Annotated in this window: 13 protein-coding genes; 6 read left to right on the top strand and 7 right to left on the bottom strand. The window is 62.9% G+C overall.

Annotation, left to right across the window (positions count from 1 at the left end; all coding sequences use genetic code 11):
* Window positions 1–269: 269 nt before the first annotated feature.
* The 3 genes from uvrB to LB559_RS24395 form a co-directional block, all read right to left on the bottom strand.
* A complete protein-coding gene (uvrB, locus tag LB559_RS24405; RefSeq protein WP_224675180.1) occupies window positions 270–3407 on the bottom strand; it encodes an excinuclease ABC subunit UvrB in 3138 nt (1045 codons plus the stop codon).
* 125 nt (window positions 3408–3532) lie between these two features.
* Window positions 3533–5155, bottom strand: coding sequence for a DUF2778 domain-containing protein (locus LB559_RS24400; RefSeq protein ID WP_224675179.1), 1623 nt, complete (start codon window positions 5153–5155; stop codon window positions 3533–3535).
* A 437-nt stretch (window positions 5156–5592) separates the two neighbouring features.
* Window positions 5593–6858 carry a hypothetical protein gene (locus tag LB559_RS24395; protein ID WP_224675178.1) on the bottom strand — a complete coding sequence of 422 codons (1266 nt, stop codon included), beginning with the start codon at window positions 6856–6858 and terminating at the stop codon, window positions 5593–5595.
* Between the two features lie 107 nt (window positions 6859–6965).
* Here LB559_RS24395 and LB559_RS24390 point away from each other — a divergent pair, with 107 nt between their 5' ends.
* Together LB559_RS24390 and LB559_RS24385 are read left to right on the top strand one after the other, a co-directional pair.
* On the top strand, window positions 6966–8021 hold the full coding sequence (locus tag LB559_RS24390) for a CapA family protein (RefSeq protein WP_224675177.1): 1056 nt from the start codon (window positions 6966–6968) through the stop codon (window positions 8019–8021).
* Window positions 8022–8104: 83 nt separating this feature from the next.
* Window positions 8105–9055: a DUF3137 domain-containing protein gene (locus LB559_RS24385; RefSeq protein WP_164747158.1), complete on the top strand. Its 951-nt coding sequence runs from the start codon at window positions 8105–8107 to the stop codon at window positions 9053–9055.
* A gap of 13 nt (window positions 9056–9068) precedes the next feature.
* On the opposite strand, the gene LB559_RS24380 is transcribed toward LB559_RS24385, so the two are convergent.
* On the bottom strand, window positions 9069–9563 hold the full coding sequence (locus LB559_RS24380; RefSeq protein ID WP_013530036.1) for a YegJ family protein: 495 nt from the start codon (window positions 9561–9563) through the stop codon (window positions 9069–9071).
* 446 nt (window positions 9564–10009) lie between these two features.
* Here LB559_RS24380 and LB559_RS24375 point away from each other — a divergent pair, with 446 nt between their 5' ends.
* The 4 genes from LB559_RS24375 to LB559_RS24360 all read left to right on the top strand — a co-directional run bounded on the left by LB559_RS24375 (window position 10010) and on the right by LB559_RS24360 (window position 13330).
* Window positions 10010–10252, top strand: coding sequence for a DUF1344 domain-containing protein (locus LB559_RS24375; protein WP_224675176.1), 243 nt, complete (start codon window positions 10010–10012; stop codon window positions 10250–10252).
* Window positions 10253–10439: 187 nt separating this feature from the next.
* Window positions 10440–12062, top strand: coding sequence for an FAD-binding oxidoreductase (locus LB559_RS24370; RefSeq protein ID WP_224675175.1), 1623 nt, complete (start codon window positions 10440–10442; stop codon window positions 12060–12062).
* Between the two features lie 17 nt (window positions 12063–12079).
* Entirely contained in the window at window positions 12080–12688 is a 609-nt protein-coding gene (locus tag LB559_RS24365) for a hypothetical protein (protein WP_224675174.1), read from the top strand.
* A 111-nt stretch (window positions 12689–12799) separates the two neighbouring features.
* Window positions 12800–13330, top strand: a complete 531-nt coding sequence (locus tag LB559_RS24360) for a dihydrofolate reductase family protein (protein WP_224675173.1) — start codon at window positions 12800–12802, stop codon at window positions 13328–13330.
* A gap of 33 nt (window positions 13331–13363) precedes the next feature.
* Here LB559_RS24360 and LB559_RS24355 read toward each other — a convergent pair whose 3' ends face one another.
* The 3 genes from LB559_RS24355 to LB559_RS24345 all read right to left on the bottom strand — a co-directional run bounded on the left by LB559_RS24355 (window position 13364) and on the right by LB559_RS24345 (window position 15607).
* The gene (locus LB559_RS24355; RefSeq protein WP_013530041.1) at window positions 13364–13885 is read right to left on the bottom strand and encodes a hypothetical protein; all 522 of its coding nucleotides are present in this window, start codon (window positions 13883–13885) and stop codon (window positions 13364–13366) included.
* A 150-nt stretch (window positions 13886–14035) separates the two neighbouring features.
* Window positions 14036–15166 carry a hypothetical protein gene (locus tag LB559_RS24350; protein WP_224675172.1) on the bottom strand — a complete coding sequence of 377 codons (1131 nt, stop codon included), beginning with the start codon at window positions 15164–15166 and terminating at the stop codon, window positions 14036–14038.
* A 6-nt stretch (window positions 15167–15172) separates the two neighbouring features.
* Complete coding sequence (locus LB559_RS24345) at window positions 15173–15607, bottom strand: DUF4383 domain-containing protein (RefSeq protein WP_013530043.1); 435 nt, start codon at window positions 15605–15607, stop codon at window positions 15173–15175.
* Between the last annotated feature and the right edge of the window lie 520 nt (window positions 15608–16127).

Raw genomic sequence — 16127 nt, 5'->3', positions numbered from 1 at the left:
CGGCATTACGCACCACGAAGGGCAGACCAAAAAATCGAAGCGGGAAAAACCCGGACCGTCCCTGGTCAGCCCTGCAAGCTAGCTCGCAGGGCAGAAATCGGGCCACGCTGACGATGGTGACGAGAAAAATCAAACACGTGAGCCCTCCTTTCAAGACGTTCGAGTGTGTCGGAGCGATTACACCAAAGGCGGGGCTGGTGGCAAGTGGGTCGGCGGAATGCGGCGGCGGCGGAGCGCTTCCCTTCCCCTTCTGGGAGAAGGGGAAGGCGCTACTTTCCCGGCCTACCCGTCTTACCCGGCCGGCGCTTTTCCCGACGGGCGTCGGCGGGGTCTTCGTAGGAGCCAATGCCTGTTCGCTTGCGAACAACTGGCTTGGCGGATTCGTCCCCCACGAGGGGGGAGATTGGCTGCGGCTTGGCCGGCACTTTTCCTTCGATCGGTTTTTCCGTCCGCCGCACCGTCATCTCGTCCAGCGAGTTCTTCTTGAACAGCGGCTTTGTGGCGTCCCCGGGAATGCCGAAATCGGAACCATGTGCCTCGGATGCCGACTGTTTCTTGAACAGCGAGCGTGACACCGCGCCGGCCGGCGTCGGCATGTCGGTACCTGGACCCATGTCGTCGATCGAGGGTTTCGAAAACAGCGGCTTTTTCACCGGCACAGTGCCATCGGCGCCCATCTCGTCGAGATCAGGCTTGCGGAAGAGGTTGGGCCGGGCAGCCTTGGCTGCCTCTTCGGCGGCACGCGCTGCGTCGAGCTTGCGAAAACGCTCCTGTTCCTCTGCTGTACGATGTTTGGCCACGCCCTTGTTGTGCTTGCCCTTTTCGCGGCCGGAGGCCGGGCTTTCCATGTCGGCGTATTTGGCCAGCGGGTCTTCGGAGATGGACAGTTCCATCTCACGCAGGCGCTTGATTTCGTCGCGGATGCGGGCCGCCTTCTCGAAGTCGAGATTGGCCGCGGCATCGCGCATCTGCTTTTCCATCGCGTCGAGATGGGCCTTGAGGTTGTTGCCCATCATGGCGCCGGCACCGTCGGTGAACTGCGAGATATCGGCGCGGACGTGGTCCTTCTCGTAGACCGAATCGAGAATGTCGGAGATGCGCGACTTGACCGATTCCGGTGTGATGCCGTTGGCCGCGTTCCACTCCATCTGCTTTTCGCGGCGACGGTTGGTTTCGGCCATCGCCCGTTCCATCGAGCCGGTCACCTGGTCGGCATAGAGGATGACCTTGCCGTCGACGTTTCTGGCGGCGCGCCCGATGGTCTGGATCAGCGAGGTTTCCGATCGCAGGAAACCTTCCTTGTCGGCGTCGAGAATGGCGACGAAGCCGCATTCGGGAATGTCGAGGCCTTCGCGCAGAAGATTGATCCCGACCAGCACGTCGAAGGCGCCGAGGCGCAGATCGCGCAGGATCTCGATGCGCTCCAGCGTATCGATGTCGGAGTGCATGTAGCGGACGCGGATGCCCTGCTCATGCAGATACTCGGTCAAATCCTCGGCCATGCGCTTGGTCAGCACGGTGACCAAGGTGCGGTAGCCGGCCTTGGTGGTATCGCGAATCTCGCCGACGACATCGTCGACCTGGCTCTTGGCCGGGCGGACCTCGACCGGCGGATCGATCAGGCCGGTCGGACGGATGACCTGCTCGGCGAAGACGCCGCCGGCCTGTTCCATCTCCCAGGCGCCAGGGGTCGCCGAGACCGCGACCGAAAGCGGACGCATGGCATCCCACTCCTCGAAGCGCAGCGGCCGGTTGTCCATGCAGGACGGCAGACGGAAGCCGTATTCGGCCAGCGTCGCCTTGCGGCGAAAGTCGCCGCGATACATGCCGCCGATCTGCGGCACGGTGACATGGCTTTCGTCGATGAAGACCAGTGCGTTGTCGGGGATGTACTCAAACAGCGTCGGCGGCGGATCGCCCGGCTGGCGGCCGGTGAGATAGCGCGAATAGTTCTCGATGCCGGCGCACGAGCCGGTGGCTTCCAGCATTTCGAGGTCGAAGCGGCAGCGCTGTTCCAGCCGCTGTGCCTCAAGCAGGCGGCCGGCGCGTTCGAGTTCGACCAGCCGGTGCTTGAGCTCTTCCTTGATCGACTTGATCGCCTGGTTCAGCGTCGGGCGCGGCGTCACATAGTGCGAATTGGCGTAGATCTTGACGCTTTTCAGCTCGCCGGTCTTCTGGCCGGTCAGCGGGTCGAATTCGGTGATCTGCTCGATCTCGTCGCCGAACATCGAGATGCGCCAGGCGCGGTCTTCCAGGTGGGCCGGGAAGATTTCGATGGTGTCGCCGCGCACGCGGAACGAGCCGCGGACAAAGTTGATGTCCTGCCGCTTGTACTGCTGGGCGACGAGATCGGCGAGCAGCGCGCGCTGGTCGAGCCGGTCGCCGATCTGCATCTGGAAGGTCATCGCCGTATAGGTTTCGACCGAGCCGATACCGTAGATGCAGGACACAGAGGCGACGATGATGACGTCGTCGCGCTCAAGCAGCGAACGCGTCGCCGAGTGGCGCATGCGGTCGATCTGCTCGTTGATCGAGGATTCCTTCTCGATGAAAGTGTCGGTGCGCGGGACGTAGGCTTCCGGCTGGTAATAATCGTAGTAGGAGACGAAATACTCGACGGCGTTTTCCGGGAAGAATTTCTTGAACTCGGAATAGAGCTGCGCGGCAAGCGTCTTGTTCGGCGCCAAGATCAAGGCAGGCCGCTGCGTCTCCTCGATCACCTTGGCCATGGTGAAGGTTTTTCCTGAGCCGGTGACGCCGAGCAGCACCTGGGTGCGGTCGTGGTTATCGACGCCTTCGACCAGATCCTTGATCGCGGTCGGCTGGTCGCCGGCCGGCTCGAACTCCGACACCATCTTGATGGCGATGCCGCCTTCGGATTTTTCGGGGCGGGCAGGGCGGTGCGGCGTCCACAGCACGCCGTCCTTGTGCAGCGGATTGCCGGATTCGATTAGCGCCGACAATGCCGCCACCGTCGCGGTGACGCTGCCCGAGGCCATGGTCTCGGCGTCCTCCAGCGAAATGTCGAGGCCGGCGACCGGATTGAGCCCGGCTGCCGTGCGCTCCCTGGCTGACGCCGCGCCACCCATCGAGGTGCCGCGCGAACTGCGCCCCGGCGAGCTTGAGCGCTCGGGTATCTTCTTCGACGGCTTCGGCGATTTGCCGCCGTCACCCTTGGCGACAAGACGTCCTTCGTTTTCGGCTTCCTGCTCGATCTGCTCGGCCCAATCCGCGATCGAACCGGTCAGCGGCGTGCCGGAGAGCTCCGGCTGCGGCATCTCGGCGAAGCCGCCTTTGTGCAGCGGCTCGGAGGCGTCGAGGAAATCGGTCAGCGGGCTGCGCCGCTTCGGCGCGGCGCGGTCGTCATTCGCCGTCGGCGGCGTTTTCTGATCGGGAGATTTGGCCATGTCCCGAATATGGGATTTCCTGGCCAAAATGGAAAGAGCGCGGTGGGGAGAGGCGTGCCGGACAGCGCTGCTCCTGACAGCAGGCTGTCAGGAGCAGCGGGAAGGCGCCCGAAAGCCTCTTGTCGTTACACGCCCCTGGCGGCTGATGCGACCTGCGTCGCCGACCCGTTCAGGCGCGGCACCACGACGAGGCGTTTGATTTTGCCCTTCTTGAAAGCGGCGAGGAAGCGCGCATAGTCCTTGAAGGCGACGCAGCCGCTCGACTGGGCGTAGCGGCCCCGGAGCAGGTAGGTATGGGCCAGCAGGCCGTTGCGATTGTATTTGTTGCGGCCATCGACCGGTGTCAGGCGCAAGGCCTCCACTCCGTGGAAGCGCGACTCGCGCATCGACAGATTGTAGGTGTTGGGCGGCGTGGGTCCGCGATTCTTCTGGTCGGCATAACGCGGCTGGTCCGCCATGGCGCCGATGCCTGAATGCGCCTCCAGCCTCGAGCCGTCAGGCATGTAGACGGTCGCGCTGCTGATGTCGTACACGGCGACGCCATTGCCGGCTCCGCTCCTGGCGGCTGGCGAGTTGAAGAGGTTCCTGAACGCCTTGCCAAGGCCGCCCGAGGGCGTGTCGGGCTTGGCATAGGCCAGCACATCGCCGCCATCGGCCGGCCGGCCTTGCCGCGTCGGTTTTGCCGGCTGGACCTGCTGGACCGTCTCGCGTGCCGGCTTCGGCTGCTGAACGGATTTCGGCTGCTGGACGGACTTAGGCTCCTGGACGGACTTAGGCTCCTGCTGGACCACTTTGGGCTGCGGCGCGTCGAATTGCGGACGCCGGGTCGGCAACGGCACGTCGTCGGTCAGAGCGTCCGGCAGGGAGGCGGCATCGCCGGGTTGATCCTGCTGGGTTTCGACGGGTGAAACCACGACATCGGCTGACGATTCCTCGATCGGCAGTGGTGAGGCGAACGCCTCGTCATCGGCCGGCAGGGACTGCACCAGAGCAAGCGCCAACTGCGAATTGTCCGGCGTACCGGATTGGGCAAAGCCCATCGGAGGCGGTGCGGTCTGAACGACCACCGAGTCGGTATCCAGCCGGGCGAAACGTTCGGCCGCCGGAACTGGCATGTTATCGGACAGGCTGGCTGTGAGCTGGACGGAGGGCACCAACGACGCCTCGGCAATTCGCGGTGCGACTGTGGAGATCACCGGGCGGGTGTTGGCATTGGCGGCAGGCTTTCCGGCGTCGGCAAAGGCAGCGGCCAGCTTCATCGGCGAAAGCGACGCTTCCATGCGTTCGAAGCGCTCCTGCGCCTTCGACTTCACGGCGGCGGGCATCGGCTTTGCCTGCGCTACAAGGCGTCCGGATTTTTCCGCCCCAGCGCTTACCCTGGCCAGCTTGAAACAGCTGGCGCCGCACTGCACCGAATGATCATGCAGGGCCTGAGTGCCGCCATTGGCGTTGGCCAGCACGAAGGGTGCTTTCAAAAAGTGCTGTTTCAGCGGATCGGCAAGTGCGAGCGATCCCGGTGTCGACAGTGTCTGGGGCAGGCCAACCGAAGTTGCCGATAGAGAGGCGCCGACGGAACTGAGGCCAGCCATGGTGCCGATCAACCAAAGGCCGATGGCGGTGCTGACGCAAGGCAGCGCGACCCAGCGGGCCACCCGGCCAGCGTTGAAGGAAGGGGAACGTGGAGCATCGACGAACTCGCCGCCCTCACGCTGTCCCCGGTTTTTTTTGTGTGTACTCAACAACGCCATGCAACCAATCTCGCTTCAATCGGTTTCCCCGTACGTGGCCTTGAGAGCCGCGACGACCATTCTGTGAGTGATCCCAGGTGGTCCCCGACGCGTTTGCCGCGTCTGTAGTTGGTTGCCGATTGCTTCAAAATATGGACAAAGTTGGTTAATCAATTCCTCTCAAAACCAACGACGAGATGTGGATTTTGGCCAAATCAGCCTTCGTCCACGGCCAGGAAAGTGGTGTTGTCGCCCTTCCGACCTGGTTTTGCTGCCTGTTTTTGGCGGCCGAGTCAAGCAAAACAGCCACTGCTAATTTTTACGCAGCGCCTCCGCGCGGTGTATGCAGCGAACCGACTGCCGGCAGACCTGCCTACAAAAGGCGCGCGTGTTTCCGGTAAAACTGTCGCCTGCCATGCTAGATTTCTCGCGGGAAGGCGGCCTCAAACGGCCCACCCTCAGTTGAACCAAAGCGCAAACGTCAAAAACCCGCCGCCGCCGAACTGGCGCTGGATCTGGTCGAAATCGTCGCTGGTCGCGAGCTCGCCGCTTTCGAGGTAGGGCGCGATGGCCGGGCCGGTGATCGACAGCACGAGATCGAAGTTTTTTGGCTCGTCGAAGAAGCGCTTCATGTTGATGCCAAGCCCAGTACTGGCGGTGACGCGGAAATGCGGCAGCAGCTTGCGGCCTTCCAGGAGATCCTCGGCCATGGTCAAGGCGGCGAGCCAGGCCTGGACCTGCTCCTCGCCGACTTCGAGGCCGGTGAGCGGGTTCTCGCCCTTCTGCTGCGGTCCAGGCAGCCATTCGCGGTCATTGTCGGTCTCGGCGCGGATCGCCTTCCAGTCCTCGCGCGACAGCCGGATCATTTCCAGCAGGTGGCGGCGCGCCGCTTGCCGGCGCTCCGGTTCGATCACCGGCCAGTTGACGAGATGCACCATCGAGATGAAATCGGCGATGCGCCATTCCGAGGAGAAGATGCTCGAGCCCATGTCGCCGGCCGGCGGCACCAGAATATCCTGCAGCGGCAATTTGGCGCGCGGGAACAGCATGTGAAACGAGCCGTCGAAGGTGCTCCTGAAATCATGCGCCAGCCAGAAATCGGCCTGCGCCATCAGGAACTCGGCATAGCCCTGCAGCCAGTAGCCGTCGGCGCGGTCGAAGCGGAAGGTGAGCGTGGGGGCGGCGGCGTCCGACGAGATACCGCCGCGCGAGAGTGAGGCGATGATCGCCGCCATGCTCTCGTCCGGCGCGATGTTGCCGTCCTCGTTGAGGTCGATGCCGGCATGGGTGAGATCGATGACCATGCCGATATCGGCATCGGGCGGCACCGAGGCAAACGTGGCTGCGGATTTCTCCAGCCGGTCACGGAAGCCGACCAGGATGGCGCGGAACTGCTCGTAAGTGAGCGGCTCGGGATTGGGATTGTCGGGCACCGGCAACCGCATCAGCGGCAGCATGAAGGATTGCGGGCTTTCGAAACCATGACGGTGCAGGCCGGTGGCCAGGATCTCCAGTGCGGTAAAGAACTCGCCCGCCCCGGCCGCATAGGCGGATGCCGGGTCTTTTGGCGCGGCAGCCTCCAGCGTCGAGAGAGCGGTGTCGCGCGCGGCCACGGTCTTCGCCTTGAACAGTGTGGTTGCCGCTTCTGGCATTGCCGCCGACGCGGAAGACAGCGGCAGGAGCAGAATGAAAGCGGATGTCAGCAGGCCTGCCAGTCGTGTCATCTTTTCCCCCAAATGTTTGTCGCGCAGTGCAAACATACACCATTTGCAGCGTCGCGCTTCAACCCGCCCCGCGGACGGTCTACACAGGGCAAACAATTGGGCATCGCGTGTCGAATTATCCGTTTTCCTACAAGCTGTCCTGGCTGCCGCGTTTCCTGAAGCCGTCACTGGCCGGCGACGCTCAAGACTTTGCGCCGATGGCCGGGACGCTGATGGATCCACCGCCGAAGCAAGCGGTGCGGCTTGCCTTTGTCGGCGACATCTCGGCAGTGGCCAACCGCAGCGCGCCGGATTGCGATCCGGCGATCAAGGCGCTGCTCGGCGCTGCCGATCTGGTGATCGGCAATTGCGAAAGCCCTGTTGTGGACAGGCCAAGCGCGGTGCTGGGCACAAGGCTCGGCACGCATCATGCGATGAGCGAGCCGTTCCTGGCCGAGGCGCTGACGGCGGTTGGTGTTGCGCGCGAAAAACTCGTGCTGTCGCTGGCCAACAACCATGTGCTGGATCAGGGCATCGCCGGTTTCGACGGGACAATCGCGGCGTTGCTGCGGCTCGGCATCCGCACGATCGGCCTGGCCGACGGTCCGGTTGTGCCGATCCAGGTTGGATCGGTTGATATCGGCTTCGCCGCCTTCACGCTGTGGCGGAACGCCGATGAAAAACTGTTTGCCGGGCGCGTTTCGATGGACAGCGATCCGGCGAGCTGGCCACCCGCTGGCTTGGACCTTCTCTGCGCCGTGCCGCATTGGGACTGGGAGTTCCGACATTTTCCGCGCGACGGGACGCGAGCGCTGGCCAGGCGGCTGGCCGGGCAGGGCGTCAGGCTGATCGCCGGCCATCATGCCCATGTCGTGCAGCCGGTGGAAAAGATTGACGGGACGATCGTCGCCTATGGGCTCGGCGATTTCCTCGGTACCGCCTTTGCCCGGCAGCCATGGCCGGGCCGCATCGGCTCTATCCTCGTTGTCGATGTCAGTGCCGATGCCGGGACGCGCGGCAGGATCGCGTCTTACCGGATGCATCCCTTCATGCGCCTGCGCGCTGGCGACCACGAGCGGCTGGTGTTGGTGGAGGCTTTGGAGGGCCGAATGCGTGACAAGGTCGCGGAGCGACTGAAAGCGATCTTTCCTTCTCCACCAACCGATGAAGGCGTTCCCGCTTAACCATCTGGCGGCCCTTGCAAAACCAACTATCATGCTCCCGCAGAGGCAGGATTGCGGGGGTAGCGGTGGAATCAGCGGATTTCATGCCGAGCGAAACGGTCATCGCCGGCATCCGAAAAGACATCGAGGCCTATGAAGCGGCGAGGGCTTCGGCGGTCCGGCAGGTGCGCTGGCGGGTGCCGGTGTTCGTGGGGCTGGTGCTGGTGGCCGTGGTGCTGGTCGCCTGGCTGTTCAACAAGGTCGCCGACCCCAACGAGCAATGGGTCTCGACGCCGCATGTATTTCTCTATGTGATCGGCTTCGCGGCTTCGATCCTGCTCTATTTCCAGGCCAGGAAACCGGCGACGCGGCTGCAGCAATCGTTCCGCGAGACGCTGCTGCCGATCATATTCGGCTTCATCGCCGACATGCGCTACCAGCATGGCGTGACGCCGAATTCCTTCGACCGGTTGCCGCGCACGGCGGTTGGTCCGTTCAACCGGCAGGCGTTCGACGACATCGTGGCGGGCCGCTATGAGGGGTTTCCGTTCGAACTGTACGAGGCGCATCTGCGGGAAGGGTCGGGCAAGGGCTCCTCGACCGCCTTCCAGGGCGTCATCGTCGCTTTCGAGACCATCGCGCCGTTTCCCGGCATATTGGTGGCGACGCGGCGGACCAACGCGGTGATCAGCTTCTTTCGAGGCATATTTGCCAGCAAGCTGCAAGAGCTGTCCAGCGGCGATGCTTTGCTCGATGCCGCCTACGAGTTCCGCACCGACAATCTCGGGGCGGCACAGCCATTGGTGAGCGGCCGGCTGGCGCAGGCGCTGAAATGGCTTGGCGAAACCTGGCCGGACGACCCAGCCCGCGTCGCGCTCAACGGCAGCGATGGTTTCCTGCTGTTGCCGCAGACGAAGAACTTCTTCGAGCTGCCGGATATTTCGGTGCCGCTCGACTACAGCAGGCATGTCGCGCCGATGATATCGGACATGGGCGCGATGCTGGCGACGGCGGCACTTGTGCGCAAGATCGGCGCGAAGGACGAAGCGGGTTGATCGGGCTGCGCTTTCAGCACTCGAAGCCGTATTTGTCACGCATGTAGTCCGCCTCTTCTTTCGACATTTTGTTGAACATGACGCACACGGTGAAGCTGCCGACCTGACGTCCGCCGCGTGTGTATCCCCAGTCGGAAATATCGTCCCTGGTGAATTCTATGTTCTGGCCGAGGACGACGTTGTGCACTTCCTCCGGCTGGTTTGCCAATATGCCGACAAATCCGGTTTCGGTGCGGCGGAACGGTATGACCCAGAAGTGTTCGGTGACGTTGCCGTCCCGTACCTTGACCTTCAATTTGAACCTCTCTGTGTCGGCGGGAGGCGCCTCGGACAGTGCCAGGAAGTCGTCCAGGCTGGCGAGCGCCTGCGCGGTCGCCGCTGCCATCTCTGGGTCGCCGGGAGTGAAGATAATTGTTTTGTCGTCGCCCGGATCCGTGGCTTGTGCGCCGGCCAATCCTGGAGCAAGCGCCAGCATCAGGGACATCGCAGTCCGGACTGCAAGCTTCATGGAAGGCCCCCCTTCATGTCAACGGTCGACACCATCCCGCATTCGACGTCGGTTTGCAACCGTAGCGCGAGTTTGATCAGCGTTGGCGTGGCGGTTTTTGAACTGATCCGCGAAACAAAATGTGTATCGACGATCGGTCAGCGCTCTGTTTCGTGATGCTGCCCGAGATGGATTGCGGCGGCTGCGTGGTGATCGAAAGCCGCCCGTCACAATCGGCCAAGTGACTCTTTTCGCGGACAGAAGTGCGTTCATTGGGGGAGCCGAAGCGGCCTGAAATGATCTAGGTCGCAGATAATGTGTCGGAATTAAGCCTATGATATTATTTGCGAAAATTCACCCAATGTGATTTGCGGAGGGTGCGCTTTCCGTCCAGTTTCAGGCCGTCCGGTGCTGTCGTTTCCCAAGGCGGCGGTCCGGAAAAGTGAAACAGCACGGAGTGCTTACCAATGAAGAAGACCCTCGCAACCACCGCTGCTCTGCTCGCCTTCCTCGGCACCGCTTATGCCGCGACCGTTCAGGGCACCATTCTGGCCGTCGATCCGACGACCAAGTCGATCACCCTCGACGACGGCAAGATCTACCAGCTGTCGCCCGAAGCGACGATCGGGAAACTGAAGGTCGGCGCCAAGGTGGCGGTGACCGTCGATGACAAGACCGGCATCGTGACGTCGATCAAGAAGGCCTCGTAAGGCGTCAGCGTCGTTCGTCGGCAAGCCTGCTGACGCAATTTCAGACCCTGTTCCATTCTGGCCGGTCCTCAGGGGACCGGCCATTTCGTGCCCTCCACCCTCGACGCCAGGCAAAACGCCGTCCCGGCGGCGCCGCTATGGTTTTTGCCAAAGAGCCGCGCTATCCCTTGGCCAGCGGGGGATAGTCATGGCCGACGAGCAAAAAGGGTTTCGCCTGTCGCGGCGATTGCTGCTGGGTGCGGCTGTCGTCGGCGGCGCGGTGCTGTGGGGCGGCAACACGGTGGCGCGGCTGGCACGCGGACCTTCGGGGCCGAAGAACGCAGGACGGATAGCCGATATAGACGGCTTCGCGCTGCCTCTGAAGCCGCTGGACAATGCGCCGGCCTTCGATGCGTCACTGCCCTGGTCGGCAAAGGGTGGTGACATCAACGATGCCAGCGGCCTGTCGATGACGCCGGTCTACGGCGTGGTCGAGGTCAGCGGGGACGAGCACATCGCCAAGGCCCTGGCCTTCGCGCGTGCCAATGGGCTGAAAATATCGCTGGCCGCCATCCGCCATTCCATGGGCGGGCATGCCTTCGACGACAACGCGCTGGTGCTCGACCTCAGAAAGTTCAACAGGGTCACCGTCGATGCGGCGGCCAGGACCATGACCTTGCAGCCGGGCGCGCGCTGGCATGACATCCAGAACCTTCTGCATCCGCACTTCGCGGTGAAGGCGATGCAGTCGACCGACATCTTCTCGGTCGGCGGTTCGCTGTCGGTCAATGCGCATGGCATGGACCACCAGGCGGGTTCGGTGGCGGGCTCGATCCGCTCGATGCGGGTGATGCTGGCCGACGGTTCGGTGACGACCTGCTCGCCGACCGAGAACATCGATCTGTTCCGCCACGTCGTCGGCGGTTACGGCCTGTTCGGCGTGGTGCTGGAGGCGACGCTCGATATCGTCGACAACGCCGTCTACCGCACCTCGCGCGAAATCATCAAATCGGACGATTTTCCGGAATTCTTCGCCAAGGTGCTGGAGCCGAACAAGGATATCGGCCTGTTCTACGGCCATCTGTCGACGGCGCCCGGCAACTTCCTCGAGGACATGATCGTCTACCGTTACGACAAGGTGGCCGAGCGGCCGCCGGCCGATCAGCCCGAGATCGGCGAACCGGGATCGGTCGGGTTGAAGCGGGTGATCATCAACCTGGCGAAATGGGGCAGCCTGTTCCAGGAATTGAAGTGGTTCACCGAAAAGACACTGGAGCCGAAATTCGAAAGCTGCACGGTGGCGCGCACCTCGGCCATGGCCGAGGGCGAGGCCTGTCTCGTTACCCGCAACAACCCGATGCACGATTCGGTGCCCTATCTGTTCAACGATCAGATGGAAGAGACCGACATCCTGCACGAATATTTTATTCCGCGTGCCGCCTATGTCGAATTCATCGCGGAAGCGCGCGAGATCCTGCGCAAGCAGACGCTGCCGGTGCTCAATGCTTCGGTGCGCATCGTCCACAGGGAGGATGTGGCGCTGACCTACGCGCCGGAGCCGGCCTATTCGCTGGTGCTCTACGTCAACCAGCCGACCGATGCCGACGGCAATGCCAGGATGCGGGCGCTGACGCGGGCGCTGATCGACGTGACGATCAAGCATGGCGGGCGCTTCTTCCTGCCTTACCAGCTGCATTATACGGCCAGGGAATTGCTGGCCTCCTATCCCGAACTGCCGGCCTTCCTGGCGGCGAAGCGGCAGTATGACCCGACGGAACTGTTTTCCTCGACCTTCTACCGTGCCATCAAGGCGCTGAGCGGGGTGTCGTAAGAAGCAGGAGAACAGCCATGCGGATGGTATCGGCGGCGGCACTCATCCTCATCGCGCTGTGCGCTGGCCCTGCCGGAGGCGAGGATCTCAAGGCCTTCAAGCTGACCATCGACGGCGTGACGGTCGATATCGATCCCGGCGAGAGCGCCGATGTGACGCTGCCCGGCGGCAAGCAGAGCAAGGTGATGCTCGAGCGCAACGACTTCGCTACCTTTTCCGGCAGCGATTTTTCCTTCGTCCACCCCAGCGGCATTTCGGTGACCAAGACCGATCTCGGCGATGACATCACGCAGTATCTGATGGCCTCGGCGCTGGGCACGATCGTCGTCGTGCAGGAGTATGGCGCCATGAATCCGGTGTCGCTCAACCAATTGATGCTGCAGGAGATGACCAGGCAATCGGTGCAGGCCGGCGCCAAGCTGACGCAGGGGCCGACCACGCGCAAACTCGCCGACGGCAAGGAATTGACCGGGATCCGGGCCGAGGTGAAGACACGCACCGACACCGCCGATTTCGAGATCGTCGGCTTCGGCCTGCCGATCGGGGGCTGCTGTTCATCACCCGCATTGCCGGCGAGGATGCAGCGACCGAAAAGCCGCTTGTCGACAAGTTCTGGCAGAGCCTGAAAATCAGGTTCAGGCCGGACTAGGATCGTGTCTCAGTTTGGATTTCGGCTGGGGTTTTGCGTAACGGCGGCTCAAGTTATTCTGAAGACCCCGGGTTGGAGATCCTGCAGCATGGCGAAGCTCATTTTCAGAATGAACCAGTCACTCGACGGCTATGTCGACCACCAGAAAATGCCGTCGGGCCCGACGATCTTTCGTCACTGGATAGAGCAAGTGCGCAATTTGAGCGGCAGTGTGTACGGGCGCGGCATGTACGAGGTCATGCGCTATTGGGACGAAGACCATGCTGAGTGGAGTGCGGAGGCGCATGAATTCGCGGCGGCGTGGCGGAGCCAACCGAAGTGGGTTGTGTCGCGCTCGCTGAAGTCGGTCGGCCCCAACGCAACACTTGTCGCGGATGACGTCGAGGCGGTGATACGCGGGCTTAAGGCTGAGCTCGTCGGGGAGATTTCAGTTTCTGGACCAGGCCTGGCGCGAAGCCTGACCGACCTTGGTCTTGTCGATGCGTACCAACTCTACCTCCATCCGTTCGTGCTTGGTCATGGCAAGCCATTCTTCGCCGGCCCCCGGCCGCCGCTTCGCTTTGTGGCCAGCGATTTGATTGGCGACGACGTGATCAGGTTGACCTATGTGCCTGCCTGATCACGCGATCGTCGAACTGAGACGCCAGCGGGCCTACAGCCCCTTCGGCATCAGGCCAGCCAGCCAGTTCACAGAGCGCTTCGCGGCGTCGGCGGTTGCCGAGGCGGCGCGGCCGAGATCGGTCTTGACCACGGCGTAGCCGTTCTTGGTGCGATAGAGCACACCGGTTCCGCCATCGACCACCTGTTCATAGGCAACGGGCCGGGCGGCGTCGGCTTCCATGGCGGTCGTCGGCGAACCGACCGAGACGCTCGGCCGGTGGCTGAGTTCCGGCGGCAGCGGGCTTTCGGTTCTGACGACGCGGCTGGCGGGCTTCAGTTCCGGGCGCGATGCGGTCGCGGCCAGTTGCGAGGAGGACGACGAACCCTTCGTGCGGCAAATGCCGGAGACGAGCGGATAGTTGAAATTGCGCTCGTGCAGCATCTGGCTCTTCATCGCGGCTTCGCACTCGGCGACGGTCGACCATTTGGCCGGCGTCTCGCCGATATATTCGCAAAGCTTGGCGTCACAGTCGCAGCCGACAATGGTCATGGCGACAAGGGCGGTCTTGATCACGGTCTTGTCCCTTCGAGATGCCCCCCGGCAGCCCTTCCATTTCTTCCCATTCCTTCGCGCGCGAACAAGGCGGGATTTGGCCGCGATTGTGGAATGGGCGTGACGGAGGCCAGGAAATGCGTAATCTTGGCCGGGCGTGACCGAAAGGCCTCAGTAATCGTAGACGTGTTCGAGCCTGGCGCCGGACTTGATCAGCGCCGGCAACACGAGATGCAGCTTGCGCACGGCAACGATCATGCCGGTGCGGCGCGTGGATTGATCGGCCGGCAGCGGATAGCTGAACAGGATGCGCATGCCTTCGGGAATGGCGATCGTATCGGTGGAGAGCACCGTGGCCATGATCTCGTCATTGCCGCCGATCTCGACGAAGGAGACGCCCTTGTCGATCAGGCGCAGGATCATTTCGGTGAAGACCTGATAGCGCCTGGTGACGAAGATGGTGCCGTCAGCGCCCATGTCGCGTTCGAGCAAGGTGTCGGGCTCGTTGCGCGTGGCTTCGCCGACGGGCCCCTTGGCCCAGACATGGATGTCGAGCAAGGCGGGGTCCATCGTGGCAGCGAGGGCCTTTTTTATCAGGTCGGCATAGCCCTGCTTGATGGTGTCGGCGAGGCCGAACGCCAGCTTGCGTTCGCTGGTGCGGATCGAGCTGTCGCCCGGCGCCGGCTGCACGGCAAACAGGCCGGCACGCTTGTCGGCATACGGGAACTGATACCAGGGCACCTGGTCGAGAAACGCGGCATAGTCCGCCGCGACCTTGGCCTGATAAATGTCGGCGGCGGTGCGCTTGGCCGTTGTCGCCTCGGTGATGCGGCCGACCGTGTTCTCATAGGCCCACTGCAATATATGCTCGATCGAGTGGCTGGTGCCGATGATAACCAGCATCTGGTGGTTGGCATAGTTGAATTTGTAGGGAGCGCTGGCGCGGATCACCATGGCGTAGTCCTGCCAGAAGCGGCCGATATAGGACCAGTAGGGGAAGCCGCTCGGCTGGTCCTTGTCGACGAAGCCGGCATATTCGCGTGCGGCGTAGACGATCGCCCATTCCGGATAGGTGAGGAAGGTCGATTCCTCCGGCCGCTGGTAGCCGGGGATCTCGGCGCGGACCTTGTCGGCCAGCGCCTTAGGCGGGGCGCCGTCGGCAATGCCGGGCAGCGGCGTCTTGTCGAGCGACGACGTCGTCAGGAAGCCGTAGCTCAGCCCGGCGATCGGGATGAGGATGACGACGACGATCAGCCAGAGGATCGTCTTGATGAGGCGCTTCAGCCAGCGGAACAGGAACATGCCCGATCAGGCCGTGGCGAAGTGGTCGTGTACGCGCCTGGCCAGCCGGAAGCCGACATAGACGGCGAAGCCGCCAATGACGATGTGCGGCAGGTTGGCGAAGAAGCGGGCCGGGAATTCGATATCGTTGAGAGAGCGGAAGCCGTTGATGAAGATACCGGCATCGAGGCAGCCGGAACCGGTGACCAGCCCGAGCACGCCGTCGAAAAGGTAGACCGAGCCGAACAGCTTGAAATAGAACACTGCCTGGCGGTGCGAGATGAAGGCGGCGGCCAGCGCCCAGACGCCGGAGAAGGCGTGCAGCAGGTCGTCGTACCATTGCAGCGAGAACAGGCCGAACAGATTGCCGTCGGCATCGTTGAAGGCCGGTATGTAGCCGATGGCGACGACGCCGAAGAACAGGAAGGCATAGGCAACGGCAAGCTTCTGGACGAGCGTCATGAAGTATCCCCCTTCTACAAGCCCATTTGTAAACGCTACTCTGCCGGCCGCCTGACGCGGTTTTCTGCGCTTCCGATGCTCACGGACTCAAAGGTCCGCTGCGCTTCGGTTCTCGAAAACCACGCCATCCGACTCGGCAGAGCGCGTTTTCAAACGGGCTCTGACCAGGCGATACTAACCGATTTTAGCGCGTGGAGAAGCGGCGCTCGCAAGATCGCCGCCAAAGGGCATCGGGGGGCCAAAAAGACAGTCGGCGCCGGGATTTCTCCCAGCGCCTCCCTGTCAGATCAGGACACGGTCGCGGCAGCAACTTCCGTAAAGTCGTCGCGCCTTGCCGGCCTTGATTTTGACGGTCCTGCCAGTCCGCCGCCCGAGAGCAGCGTCCGTTCGGGACCACGCCGGTCTCCACCCTTGCGAGCTTTGCCCTGCGCACCATCGAAGGTTTTTGCCGTCCTTCATGGCAGCATCGGTCCGCCGTCGGCGTTGGCACGCTTTCCGCGGCCCCGTAGGTCTCGGCTCC

Source organism: Mesorhizobium sp. BR1-1-3 (genome assembly GCF_020165455.1).
GTDB lineage: Bacteria > Pseudomonadota > Alphaproteobacteria > Rhizobiales > Rhizobiaceae > Mesorhizobium > Mesorhizobium ciceri.
This window is presented reverse-complemented; position numbering and strand designations above follow the sequence as displayed.